Source organism: Comamonas testosteroni TK102, from assembly GCF_000739375.1.
Taxonomy (GTDB): Bacteria; Pseudomonadota; Gammaproteobacteria; order Burkholderiales; family Burkholderiaceae_C; genus Comamonas; species Comamonas brasiliensis.
Window position 1 is genome coordinate 3,228,764 of record NZ_CP006704.1, and the last position, 12,259, is coordinate 3,241,022.

12 protein-coding genes and 2 pseudogenes are annotated in these 12,259 nt (G+C 57.8%); 8 read left to right on the plus strand and 6 right to left on the minus strand.

Annotated elements, in window-relative coordinates; all coding sequences use genetic code 11:
* Window positions 1-104 precede the first annotated feature (104 nt).
* A pseudogene (locus O987_RS28130) lies at window positions 105-274 on the minus strand (Rrf2 family transcriptional regulator); the annotation flags it as partial.
* Window positions 275-989: 715 nt separating this feature from the next.
* On the opposite strand from O987_RS28130, the gene O987_RS14520 reads away from it, so the two are divergent.
* Window positions 990-1,436 carry a universal stress protein gene (locus O987_RS14520; protein WP_043373063.1) on the plus strand — a complete coding sequence of 149 codons (447 nt, stop codon included), beginning with the start codon at window positions 990-992 and terminating at the stop codon, window positions 1,434-1,436.
* A 65-nt stretch (window positions 1,437-1,501) separates the two neighbouring features.
* Window positions 1,502-1,876, plus strand: a complete 375-nt coding sequence (locus tag O987_RS14525; protein ID WP_043373065.1) for a hypothetical protein — start codon at window positions 1,502-1,504, stop codon at window positions 1,874-1,876.
* 103 nt (window positions 1,877-1,979) lie between these two features.
* On the opposite strand, the gene O987_RS14530 is transcribed toward O987_RS14525, so the two are convergent.
* A complete protein-coding gene (locus tag O987_RS14530; protein ID WP_043373067.1) occupies window positions 1,980-2,471 on the minus strand; it encodes a DUF2938 family protein in 492 nt (163 codons plus the stop codon).
* Window positions 2,472-2,550: 79 nt separating this feature from the next.
* On the opposite strand from O987_RS14530, the gene O987_RS14535 reads away from it, so the two are divergent.
* Window positions 2,551-2,991 carry a helix-turn-helix domain-containing protein gene (locus tag O987_RS14535; RefSeq protein ID WP_043373069.1) on the plus strand — a complete coding sequence of 147 codons (441 nt, stop codon included), beginning with the start codon at window positions 2,551-2,553 and terminating at the stop codon, window positions 2,989-2,991.
* Between the two features lie 265 nt (window positions 2,992-3,256).
* On the opposite strand, the gene O987_RS14540 is transcribed toward O987_RS14535, so the two are convergent.
* The gene (locus O987_RS14540; protein WP_043373071.1) at window positions 3,257-4,255 is read right to left on the minus strand and encodes a tripartite tricarboxylate transporter substrate binding protein; all 999 of its coding nucleotides are present in this window, start codon (window positions 4,253-4,255) and stop codon (window positions 3,257-3,259) included.
* A 2-nt stretch (window positions 4,256-4,257) separates the two neighbouring features.
* Window positions 4,258-5,478 carry a M20 aminoacylase family protein gene (locus tag O987_RS14545; protein WP_043373073.1) on the minus strand — a complete coding sequence of 407 codons (1,221 nt, stop codon included), beginning with the start codon at window positions 5,476-5,478 and terminating at the stop codon, window positions 4,258-4,260.
* Between the two features lie 94 nt (window positions 5,479-5,572).
* On the opposite strand from O987_RS14545, the gene O987_RS14550 reads away from it, so the two are divergent.
* The 3 genes and pseudogenes from O987_RS14550 to O987_RS28825 all read left to right on the plus strand — a co-directional run bounded on the left by O987_RS14550 (window position 5,573) and on the right by O987_RS28825 (window position 7,084).
* Window positions 5,573-6,466, plus strand: coding sequence for a LysR substrate-binding domain-containing protein (locus O987_RS14550; RefSeq protein ID WP_043373076.1), 894 nt, complete (start codon window positions 5,573-5,575; stop codon window positions 6,464-6,466).
* A 126-nt stretch (window positions 6,467-6,592) separates the two neighbouring features.
* Window positions 6,593-6,772 (plus strand): annotated as a pseudogene (locus O987_RS28135) (hypothetical protein); the annotation flags it as partial.
* A gap of 108 nt (window positions 6,773-6,880) precedes the next feature.
* A complete protein-coding gene (locus tag O987_RS28825) occupies window positions 6,881-7,084 on the plus strand; it encodes a hypothetical protein (RefSeq protein ID WP_144244931.1) in 204 nt (67 codons plus the stop codon).
* Between the two features lie 45 nt (window positions 7,085-7,129).
* On the opposite strand, the gene puuE is transcribed toward O987_RS28825, so the two are convergent.
* Together puuE and O987_RS14560 are read right to left on the minus strand one after the other, a co-directional pair.
* The gene (puuE, locus tag O987_RS14555) at window positions 7,130-8,083 is read right to left on the minus strand and encodes an allantoinase PuuE (RefSeq protein WP_003054882.1); all 954 of its coding nucleotides are present in this window, start codon (window positions 8,081-8,083) and stop codon (window positions 7,130-7,132) included.
* Entirely contained in the window at window positions 8,080-8,757 is a 678-nt protein-coding gene (locus O987_RS14560) for a GntR family transcriptional regulator (protein ID WP_043373079.1), read from the minus strand. Before O987_RS14560 ends, puuE begins: the two co-directional genes overlap by 4 nt.
* A gap of 282 nt (window positions 8,758-9,039) precedes the next feature.
* On the opposite strand from O987_RS14560, the gene O987_RS14565 reads away from it, so the two are divergent.
* Window positions 9,040-9,741: a GntR family transcriptional regulator gene (locus tag O987_RS14565; RefSeq protein WP_043373081.1), complete on the plus strand. Its 702-nt coding sequence runs from the start codon at window positions 9,040-9,042 to the stop codon at window positions 9,739-9,741.
* Between the two features lie 746 nt (window positions 9,742-10,487).
* Window positions 10,488-12,245: an NCS1 family nucleobase:cation symporter-1 gene (locus tag O987_RS14570; RefSeq protein ID WP_235214147.1), complete on the plus strand. Its 1,758-nt coding sequence runs from the start codon at window positions 10,488-10,490 to the stop codon at window positions 12,243-12,245.
* Window positions 12,246-12,259: the final 14 nt, after the last annotated feature.

Consider the following 12,259-nt stretch of genomic DNA (forward strand, 5'->3'; position numbering starts at 1 on the left):
CGCTCTCAGCGCATTGCGTTTCCACTGCCCTACCCTCACCGGCAAGAACCTGGCCGGTCGTCACTGCCAAAGCATTCAACCAGCGCGAAGTCGGGCTTCATTCAACGCACCACGGCGCCGATATTGATCTGTGCGTCATATGGGACAGGTGCATGCCGCCTCCTTTGCCACGCACCGTGACTATCCAGCCTTGCAGGGCCGGTTGATGCGTCACCTTCATCAGATGCGCCTCGGAAATTTCATAGGCCTGCGCGATCTCGGGAATCGTGCACAGCCGCTGGGATCAGAGTGAGAAGCATCGAAGGATTCCGTTGAAGCGGATTGTCTGGACTTGATCGCTGGCTGGGCTGCGGACAGTCCAGCAGGGGGTAGGCGCGGCCGAATCAGCAATGGCACAAAGCGCCACAGGTACAGGGCAAAGGCCAGCCACCTTCATCGGCTGCGCCCAGGCCAAATACCAGCAGCGGCAGACCGTAACTTGCTTCCAAGTCTCGTCAGCATGCAGGTTCTGATGCCTTGTCGATCATTGATGCGAGTCCTTGAGCAGCCGCCAGGGAGTCAAGGCGCAGCCGTCACGCCATCACAATATGGAACCGACCTTTGTGCAGGTAAGGGCCGCCGCACGGTGAAGCAAGGCGGACTGCACAGCAGCTGTTTTCTGAACCAGAACCACAACAGCAAGGGCCGCCCCACTCTTCACCACGCCCGGTCGATGAAGTCGAACTAGATACATTTCATGCCTCAACAACCTGCAGCAGCGCAAGCCACGAAGGAGGCGTCAGGAGAGCTGTTTTGATAGCTGTCATCGCTTTATGGGTAAGCGATAGAGGCGTTTTTACTTGCTTTCAAAGTTTTGATTGTCATCAAGAAATCGTCTGAATACTGATGCAGTGTGTTGCTTTGGCCGGCCCGGAGTGTGAGTATGAATACGGCATTCGATCGAATTCATTGCTCAACAACAGGCGCGCTGACGCGCCAGGAGGCTGGATATGTTCAAGCACATTTTGATTCCTACGGACGGCTCGAAACTCTCCGAGGCCGCGCTACGCGCGGGCATGCAGTTGGCCAAGGAGCAAGGTGCAAAGGTAACGGCGCTGTATGTAATGCCGGATTACACCGCCATGATCTATGGTGCTGAGGCGATGATGGCCTACAACTCTGCAGAAATGGCTAAGAGCGCTGAGAAGGAAGCCGACCAGGTGCTCAAGATTGCGACGGACATCGCCGCAGCCGAGGGCGTGGACTGCAAGACCGCACGGATGACGAATATCTCTATCAGCCAGGCCATCATCCACCAGGCGCAAGACAGCCATTGCGATCTGATCTGCATGGCATCGCACGGCCGCAAGGGTATCGCCGGCATTTTGCTGGGCAGCGAAACCCAGCGCGTGCTGGTCAACAGCAGCATTCCGGTATTGGTGCATCGCCCCGTGTGATTCATCAGCACTGCGAGTGAAAGCCTCGGGCGCTCGTCTCGTCTGAGGCTTTCACCTTTGCAGGAATGAACCAGATCGAAAACATCACCCCCTACGAGCGAATCGCCTATCAATGCGCACCGGCGAAACAGCTGCCACTGGCTGCTGACTGTGCCAGCCTGATTACCGCCCCCCAGGCCGCCCATCGGTTCAATCTGCCTCAGGTCAAAAGGGCAGCAGCACCAGGATGCGTGATGGCATTGAACAGCTATGGAGTTCTAAATCATGGAACAAACCTGCATTCAAGGTCTGACTTCCTTTCTGTGGCCGGGCAGAAAACAGCAGCTCCCCAGATGAATGTCAGCCATGTACTCGCAACCTCCGCCGGCATGAAAGTCAGCGCCGAGGTCGAGCTCATCGCCATCAATGTCAAGGTCGCGTGCCATGACGAAGCGGCTTGATGGGTGAAAGAATGCACCGGCGTGCAATCCTTGACGTTGCTCGCTTTATACAAGGTCTTGGCACGATGCAAAGCATTCTGCATCTTGCTGCGCAACTCGAAACCTAGATCAATGCCATTGCTTTCGCACAAAGATAGAGGTTCCCACCAAAAACAAGATGCGTAGTCAGTCCCACCGCGCGGTTGCGCCAGGGACGAGGTGTTTTTCCGCTAGCCACCCCAGCTCCTAACGCTGGCTGCAGAACGAACCAGGGCAGCGCCACGGTTGCTGCGCCAAATACCAGCGCGGGCACTAGGGCAGGATCCTCTGTCCACGAAGGTTCCGCAATGCTCAAGAACATCATGGCAAACAGGATGCCGGTCAGGTAATGCACCGTCCAGCCAATGATTTTTTCGCCATGTGCAGCGCAAGCTTCTCCAATGGACTGGTGGAACCAGGTACCGCTTCGCCAGTGGAGGCACCAGCGTCCAAGCAGTGCGTAATTCAGGGTGGCAACGCCCATGCGGCGCAGCATTGCAGACCACAGGTCCATCAGCAATGTCGCGCCGATACCGACAGCCAGAGCCGGTGTAAAAATACTCGTCAGATTAATCATTTCCTAGCATCGCCTCTGAGGATTACAGTGATGCGAACCACTGTAGGTGCTCAAGTGCACTTGAGCGCAAGAGCTGAATATGGAAATCTCAGAAGTAGTAAGAAGAACCGGGCTACCCCCATCGACACTTCGCTTCTACGAAGAGAAGGGATTGATACATTCCATCGGCCGACAGGGACAGCGACGCCTGTTCGATGCACAGGTACTGGAGCGACTGTCCGTCATCGCCCTTGGGTGCGCTGCCGGGTTCTCACTGGAAGAAATCCGCTCAATGCTGCCCTCTGACGGAAAAGTGCAGGTCAGTCGCGAAATGCTGCTTGCCAAGGCAGATCAGGTGCAGCAGTCCATCAAGCGGCTGAAGGCCGTGCGTGACGGCTTGCGGCATGCGGCCAATTGCCCTGAGAAAAATCATCTGGATTGCGCTAGGTTTCAAGGACTGATGCATGCAGCCCTGGCAGGGAAAATCACGCCATTAACAGTCGCAGCCAGCAAAGCCAAAGGGGTTGAGCTCCTGCTCTGATGGTTCACCGAGCAATCCACAGCCAACCGCTGTAGGTCACCCCAAGCCTGCACGAATGTCCGCCGAGACAAACGTTCTGGATCACCGCATCCCGGCTGTGCCTGCTAGCTGTACCCCGCTGGTCATTTCCTGGCAGAGTAAGTCGCAAAGCTTGGCGGGCTGATTGCGACCTTTTTAGCTTCAGGCAGCCCAGGCTGAACTTCCTGTGCGTGCTGCTGGCCGCCGCACTTGCGAAAGCTTCCTGTACGGATTGAGCCTGCGGTTCTTACTGCGGCTGGAGTTGAATGTTTTTGGCCATGGCGCGAAATTTGACGGTGTCTTCCCTGAGTTTCCGCTCCGCCTCAGCCAGCGTCTGGGGTTGCGGCGCTTCCGATCCGGTGGCCGCAATCTGGCGCCGCACCTCGGGATCACGCAGCACTTCGGCCAGTGCCTTGTTCAGACGTACCACCATGTCCTCGGGAGTTTTGCGGCTCACCATGAGACCGGCCCAGGTGGAATGGCTGAAGTTCTTCAGAATCTGGCCTTCGCCAAGAGCGGGCACAGAGGTATCCAGCTCGCTGCGTGTGGGAGCCAGCCACCCGATGAGCCTCAGGCGCCCCTGCTCGGACATTCCCTTGAAGCTCGTTGCATAGGGCAGGATGGCAAAGTCGATGCTGTTTCCTCCGACATCCTGCACCATGGGTGCCATGCCCTTGTAGGGCACATGCGTGACGTGGATCTGGGTCTGCTGCGCCATGCTTTCAGCCAACAGGTGATACATGGAGCCCATGCCGACGCTGCCATAGGACAGACCTTTGTCCTGGGTCTTGGCATAGGCAATGAATTCATCGACGTTGCGCACCGGCAGTGTGGAGCGGGTCAGCAAAACCAGCGGATTCACTGCCACCTGGCCCAGCATGCGAAAGTCTTCGGCTCTTAGCTTCACGGCGGCGTTGACCATCGGCGAGAGAATCACCTCGTTGGGTGAGCCGAGAAAGATCATGTGCCCGTCAGCGGGCGCGTTCAACACCTTCTGCGCGGCCAGTGATCCGCTGACGCCGCCCAGATTGTCCACAATGACCTGCTGGTTCAAGGCCCGGCCCAATGCCGCGCTTATCGCCCGGGCGATCGAATCCGACAGGCCACCGGCCGGATACGGAACGAGCAAAGTCACCACACGCAGATCGGCTGCCCGGGCAGCGCCCATTGCGAATGGGGCCACACACAAGGAAGCCAACGACAGGACGAAGGCATGTCGACGGAAGGTGGAGACGGTTTTTTTCATGATCAGCTTGGGGCGTGGGTTGAAAGAAAGAAATGGGCCAGAGCCGTCCAGAATGTGGCGCCGGTTTCGAGGTTGCGATCGTTGAAGTCGAAACTGGGGTTGTGCACATTGCAGGGTCCCGAGGCGCTGCCATGTGTGTGACCGTTGTCACCATTGCCTATGAAGAGGTAGCAACCAGGGCGCTCTTCCAGCATGTAAGCGAAATCCTCACTCGCGCACAGCGGATCGGCATTGGCTATGACCCGCGCATCGCCGAACAGCGACCGCGCTATACCCATCGCAAGCCGGGTTTCAGCGGGAGAGTTGACCAGCACCGGGTAGCCGCGCTCATAGGTGATGTGACACTGTGCGCCAAAGCTGTCGGCCTGACCTTGCGCCACAGCCCGAATGCGCTCCTCCAGCAGGTCGCGCACCTCGGGCTTCAGGGCCCGGATGCTCAACTCCAGTTCGGCGGTCTCCGGGATCACGTTGTAGGTTTTCCCGGCCTGAAGGCGTCCCACGGTGATTACTGCAGATGCCAGCGGATCTACATTGCGTGCGACGATGCTTTGCAAGGCCATTACTGTGGACGCGGCAACCACCGTAGGATCGGTCGCCAGGTGCGGCATGGCGCCGTGGCCGCCGCAGCCCTCGAACACCAGAGTTGCCCTATCGGAGGAGGCCATGCAAGCCCCTTCACGAAACAGGATCTGGCCCTGCTCCATGCCTGGCATGTTGTGCATGGCAAAGACCGCGTCGCAGGGAAAGCGCGAAAACAGTCCCTCCTTCATCATGCGCTGGGCGCCGCCCGCACCGCCCAGTTCTTCCGCAGGCTGGAAGATCAGATGCAGCATGCCATCCATTACATGCTTGCCTTCGCGATGCAGCTTGGCTAACGCCTGTGCCGCGCCAAGCAGCATGGTGGTGTGACCATCGTGCCCGCAACCGTGCATTTTTCCGGGCACCTCGCTGGCCCATGGCAGGCCCGTGTCCTCCTGAATGGGCAGTGCGTCCATTTCCGCACGCAGTCCCAGGCGTCTGGAACCAGGGCCAAACTTCAGGGAGCCAACCAATCCTGTTCCCGCGAGGCCGGTGGTGACTTCATAGCCCCATTCGTGCAGGCAATGCGCTACCAGCGCGCTGGTCTGGAACTCCTCAAAACCCAGTTCAGGCTGGCGATGGATGGCGTGCCGCCATGCAAGCATGGCATCGGTATCTATGTAGGAGCTGAATTTCGAGTGCATGCAAAAAATGTAGCGTCTCGGTCATCGCACCAAAAGCCGGTATATTTTCCGAGGAGACAACCAAAACGATTCACCCGATGAAAACCCTGCCCCCATGAAAAATCATCAGATTCGGGCTTTCACCCAGGTCGCCGAAAGCGGCTCCATACGTGCTGCCGCCCGTGCACTCTTTCTGAGCCAGAGCGCCCTGACCAAGTCGCTTCGCGAACTGGAGGAGGATGTAGGTGCAGAGCTGCTGGTACGCAGCTACAGGGGCATTGAGTTCACCCCGGCTGGAAAAGTGCTGCTATCCCATACACGCCTGGCGCTGTCGATGCTGGACAAGGCGCGCGAAGAGGTACGGCTGATCCGCGGCGGCTCGGGCGCCCGGGTGGCCGTGGCAATGTCGCCCCTGGTTTCGATCAAGGCGCTGCCCGAAGTCTGGAAAACGTTTGAACAGTTGGCGCCGGGTGTGCAACTAGCGCTCAGTGAAGGCTTTCTTAGCAGCTTGATTCCGGCTCTGCTCGAGGGACGACTGGACTTCGCGCTGGCCATTGCCGACCCCACAGATCTGCCTTATGAACTGGTCTTCAAACCGCTGATGGACGTGATTGCCTTGCCCGCCGGAAGACAGGGCCATCCGCTGGCCAAGGCGAAAACCTGGGATGAGCTTCGTGACGCGACCTGGGTTTTGAACTACTCGGCGGGCAGTCAGAGCGAGACGCTGGTGAGCTGGCTTCGAGGCCAGGGTCTGGCGGAGCCACGCAAGATGGTCAACTGCACCTCCTCCACGCTGATGAGCGAGCTGATGAGGCGCACTGATGTACTTGGCTTCTGCCCCGAAATTCTCCTGAACGACAAGATTTATGGAGCAGGACTACAGCGTCTGCACGTGGAGCCACTGCCACCCCCCATGGCGCTTGGCTTGGTCCAGTTGCGCGGTGTGCCGTTGAGCAGCGCAGCGAAGCCACTGGCGACACTGTTCATGAAGTATTTCCGCAAGACTTAGGAAGTGATTAGACATGCTTGTATCGGCCCAGAGCTCTGAGAATCATTGCGCAGACTGATATCCGGCCCTGGGGCTGCTTCAGGCTACAGAGAGCCGCAGACTCTCCTGCGATCCAGATGTAGCCAGGCCATGAACAGCGACATGCTCATGGACGGCATCCGCTGCGACTCCACCACCAACCGTAACTTTGAAGATCGTCAAGGCCGAGGGGATATCACCCACCTCATGAGTGCCGTGATCGCGCACCAGATGGACACCGTCTGCCAAGCCCATTCCAGGCTCAGCCCGGCAAGCCGTTCGACTTGACCGAGCTGCGGGTCAGCAAGCGCTGTGAACAGTTCACCATGCACCAAGTACATACCGGCAAGAAGCCCTGGCAGGCCGCCGGCCATAACTGTGTAGGACACAAAAGCCGTGATCCGCGAGGGCCTGCAGTCCGGCCCTGAGCATGCCTGGCTCAGCCGCAGCGATGCCCACATTCCTGCCGCAACACAGGTGCTCTGCGGCGGCGAGCATGCCTCGGTGACCTTCCCCGTCCAGCGACTGGTAGCCCTTCTTCTGGCTCCCTGGGTTCTCGGGTCGCAGAGATTGAAGGCGCCTATTCCCGCCCATCCATGATGGCTAAGTCTCTGCCTGACTTGGTCTTGCTGAGTCCAGATGGGTTCATCGCATAGGGAAACGCTCGGCCCAGTGGCGAGCCAAATCAATACGGCGGCACACCCACACGTTGTCGTGCTTCTGGATGTGGTCGAGGAAGCGCTGCAGCGCTGTAATCCGGCCGGGACGGCCCAGCAGTCGGCAGTGCATGCCGATGCTCATCATCTTGGGGGCGTTGTCGCCGCTGGCATTGCCCTCGGCGTACAGGACATCGAATGTGTCCTTCATGTACTGGAAGAACGGATCGGCATGCGAGTAACCCTGGGGCAGCGCAAAGCGCATATCGTTCACGTCCAGCGTGTAGGGAACGATGAGCTGGTTGTGCGTCGTGCCGTCGCTCTTGGCGACCTTCATCCAGAAGGGCAGGTCGTCGCCGTAGTAATCGCTGTCGTAGCTGAAGCGGCCGGCATCGGCCACCAGACGGTGGCTGTTGGGGCTGTCGCGGCCGGTGTACCAGCCCAGGCCGTGGTCGCCGTCCGCTCCGTACAGCTCTTCAAAGATGTCCACGCATTGCTGCATGTGGGCGCGCTCGATCTCCTCGGGCACGTTCTGGTAGTGAATCCACTTCAGGCCGTGGCAGGCCACTTCGTGACCGAGTTCGTCAAAGGCCTGGGCCAGCTCGCGATGCTTTTGCAGCGCCGTGGCCACGCCGAACACGGTCAGCGGCAGACCGCGCTTCTCGAACTCCTTGAGAATGCGCCACACGCCGGCGCGCGAGCCGTATTCATAGATGCCGTCCATGCTCATGTGACGGTCCGGGTAGCTGGCGGGATTGAACATCTCCGACAGAAACTGCTCGCTGCCGGGGTCGCCATGCAGGATATGGTTCTCACCGCCTTCTTCGTAGTTCAGCACGAACTGAACGGCCACGCGGGCTTTGCCGGGCCATTCGGGATGGGGCGTGTTGCGGCCGTAGCCAATCAGGTCGCGTGGGTAGGAGGCGGTGGAATCGTAAGTCATAGGGATACGGATGAAAGTGCCATCGACAGATCGCGCGTTGGCAAAATACGGTTGAAGGACATGTCCTCTTCCATGTGATCGAGGTGCTGCAACATCAGCTGCACCGCATGTTCGGCATCGCCCGCAGCCAGCGCGGTCACGATGTCGGCATGTTCTTCGTGCGAATGCTCGGCCGCCGGTGCAGACTGGTACATCAGGGTGATCAATGCGCAGCGGGAAATCAGCTCGCCCAGCAGCTGTGCCAGCACCTCGTTGCCCATGAGCTCGGCCATGCGCACGTGGAAGTCGCCCAGCATCTCGGAGCGTTGGCCCACGTCATTCGCTTCCATGGCCTTCCTCTCGGCAGCCACATGTGCCTTGAGTTCCAACAAGCGAGAAGGTGTCTGCTGCGCAGCAAAATTGCGCACCATTTCGGCCTCTAGCATTCGGCGCACGGCAAACACCTGGCGCGCTTCCTCGACCGAAGGCGTGGCCACAAAGGCACCGCGCGTAGGCTCCAGCTTGATCAGGCGGTTCTGTGAAGCCTGAAACAAAGCCTGGCGAACCAGAGTGCGGGAAACGCCAAAGTGGTTGGCCAGCTTCTGCTCCGACAGCTTGGTACCCGGCATCAGTCGATGTTCAACGATTGCTTTGGTCAGACTTTCAGCGATAGACCAAGTGAGTGAGGTTTCCATTGCTTCATCATAAATCTTGAACTCAAGACTTGTATACAACATCAATAAATGAAAGCCTAGGTGTTCTCCCTTGGTTCACCTTCGCAGTTCACCAAGCAACCGTCAGCGGACGATAAAGAGATAGCACGCCCGGCCTATTTGGCCTACTCTCCTCCTTAGGAGGGCGCCATTACATGACCTTCTGCATGCAACCGTTGCCAGTTGCTATCGCGGGCACGGGCGAACTCTTCCACTCTGCAGAGCAACCACTTAGGTATGGTACGGTCGCATAAAATCAATTGAATGAGTACTCCAGTCATCACTAAAACCAAGATCGCCGAGCGTCTCATAGAGTCGATCCTGACAGCCAAGCTACGTCCGGGAGAGAAGCTTGGTGAACAAGACATTGCGGACTTATTTCAGGTCAGTCGAACCTTGGTCCGCGAGGCATTGATGCATCTGCAGACCCGAGGTTTTGTGGAGGTCCGATCCAGGGTTGGCTGGTATGTTGCAGAGCCTTCGTTTGAAGAGGCTCAGGAAACCTATGCGGCGCGGCGCGTCGTTGAGCCAGGCATGCTACGTGATGCTGGTCAGCCCTTGCAGACGACACTTAAGCGCCTGCGCAAGCATATCGCTGAAGAACGCAAAGCCATTGCCTGTGGAGATGCGGAAGCTCGCAGCTGGCTGCTGGCCGACTTTCATATCTGCCTGGCCGAGTGTCTTGGCAATCGTTTTTTGACGTCCATGATGGTCGATCTCTCTGCGAGAACGACTCTGATTTCGGATCTATACCAATCGAAAACCGAGGCCAAGGTTTTCAATGACGATCATGCAGCCATCGTTGATGCGCTGGCGGAAGGCGACAATTTAAAGGCTGAACAGTTAATGATTGCTCATATCGATGCCTTGGCATCGCGCCTTGATGAAAGCCTGATTGGTCGTCGCGGAGCCCGCAACCGACTGCGCTCCATCCTGGCTCCTGAAGATTCGTCTTCAGCCAAATAAGTGTTCTGACGCCAGCAGGCGTCCTCCAATTCAGCCCGATCCAGCCGCTCGGCTGCTTCGCTGATTTTGGCCCTAGCTCCCAACACTTCCTGGCGAGCCAGCATTGAAGCTTGAAACGCTGGCCCTCCCAGTGATAGTACTGGCAGCGATTAAGTTCGCCATCTGTGCCGGTGATGACTTACGCGTTCGCTGATCGCGCCGTGGAATGGGCTTCCCGCAAGAATTGCCAATGCCACTGAACGCAACGATGTGCCCGTCTCCGCAGTCCCTGCCGAATGGGCTGCCCAGCTATCTCGGTTGCTGCAACGCCAGGTGAGTGCAGCGGCCAAAGTCTTGCCCTTCATTTCAACTAATCTCACCGCCATAGAAAAATCAGCGCCAATTACTCCTTGGCAAGCAATAGTGGTGTGGTGCGGTGCAAGCAGCCCGAATGTGGGCTTTGCAGCCGCTGGGAAATGACTGCGCTGCTCAGCTTCGAGGCTCTCTTCTATGGCACAGCAACATCACAGCACCTAGCAGTGCCTGGCGGTGCTCGTCGACGATTCAAAGATAGAGATCTGCGCAAAACAGCCGTGATCAAAGTGTAGCTTCCCGTCTTTGCCTGTGACTGAAATGCCCGCCAGAGCTTGCTAGGCCTGATAGCGACCAGTTCTCATCGCCCCCAAGGATTGCGCCAAGCCTGGATTCACTGCCGATAGAACAAGGGTTCTTACTAGCGTCTTGAATTCATGCCTTGTATACATTGAATGCATGTCAGCGATGTGTTCAACAAATCGCTGCACAGACTTGCTGAAACAGGTGTTCATGGGGGCAAATTCGATTGGCTTCATGAGCTTTGGCAGCAAACGCATGGCTGCAGGCTTGCATCGTCTGTAGCCGTTAATAACGGTAGACAAACATGGTCTTACTCAGCCGAAATGAGGCCATGGCAAAGGGGCTCCACGGTGCACCCTGATGGAAGGCGGCATATGAACAACCTAGTACTGGACACCCATGGTGAGTCATTGACCTCGGGAGCCAACACCACAAGCCATAAGCGCGATAAAGGCCTGCCGGCCGGGGTTTCTCCCGCGCTGTACAACCATGATCTGGCTCCCACCTCGAAACAGGGACGCACCTGGGGCAGCTACAGCCTGTTCACCCTCTGGGCCAACGATGTTCACAGCCTTGGCAACTACGCCTTTGCCATCGGTCTTTTCACGCTTGGACTCGGTGGACATCAGATCCTGATGGCACTGCTGCTGGGTGCCGCATTTCTGTTCGTACTACTGTCCCTCTCCGGCTTTATGGGGACCCGTACAGGAATCCCTTTTCCGGTGATGAGCCGTATCAGCTTTGGTACACGCGGCGCTCAGATTCCTGCACTGATCCGCGGCGGAGTCGCCATTGCGTGGTTTGGCATTCAAACCTATCTGGCATCCATGGTGCTCGACGTGATGCTGATCACGCTGTTTCCCGGCTTACAGCCGCTGAAAGAGCAAGTCGTGCTGGGCCTGCCATTGCTGGGCTGGATCAGCTTTTCCATCCTGTGGGTTGTGCAGGTGCTCATTGCCTGCTGGGGCATGGAGAGCATACGAAAGTACGAGGCCTTTGCGGGACCGGTGATTCTGCTGACCTTCATTGCCCTGGCAGGATGGATCTTCCATAGCGCAAAATGGACCTTACATTGGTCTGCCCCGTTTGCAAGCAGCGGCGGAGCCATGTGGCTGCAGATCCTGGGCGCTGCTTCGCTATGGGTGGCGATCTACGGGACCTTCGTGCTGAACTTCTGTGATTTCACACGCGCCGCCACCTCAAGCAGCGCCGTGGTGAAAGGCAATTTCTGGGGCATTCCGATCAATATGCTGATCTTCGGCTTGATCGTGGTCATCCTGACGGGCGGCCAGCTTGCCATCGACGGCACGCTGATTCAAAGCCCGACCGACATCGTCCAGAACATTCCCAATAAGCCGCTGTTGATGTTGGCCAGTCTTTCGCTGCTGATCTTGACCGTTGCCGTGAACCTGATGGCCAATTTCGTGGCTCCTGCCCTGGCACTGGCCAACCTCATGCCCAGGCATCTGAACTTTCGCCGGGCAGCTCTTGTCAGCGCAGTCCTCGGCTTCGTGATCCTGCCCTGGAACCTCTACAACTCTCCGCTGGTCATCGTCTACTTCCTGGGCGGACTAGGTTCATTTCTGGGTCCGCTGTTCGGCATCGTGATGGCCGACTATTGGCTGATCCGCAAACAGCGTGTGAATGTGCCGGCGCTCTATACACACGACCCTGCAGGCCCTTATCACTACCGCAATGGCATCAATCCCAAGGCAATTCAGGCCCTGATTCCCTCGTCCCTGATCTCGCTGTTATTTGCGTTCCTGCCGACGTTGCAATCGCTGTCCCAGTTCTCCTGGTTCATCGCAGCCGGACTAGGCGCCCTGTTCTATTGGATGGTTGCACCCAAAGGCCTCACCTACGAAGACCAGGATGGCGAAGCCATTTCCGTAGCCTCCGCCAAGCACTGAGAAAGAAAGTTAAA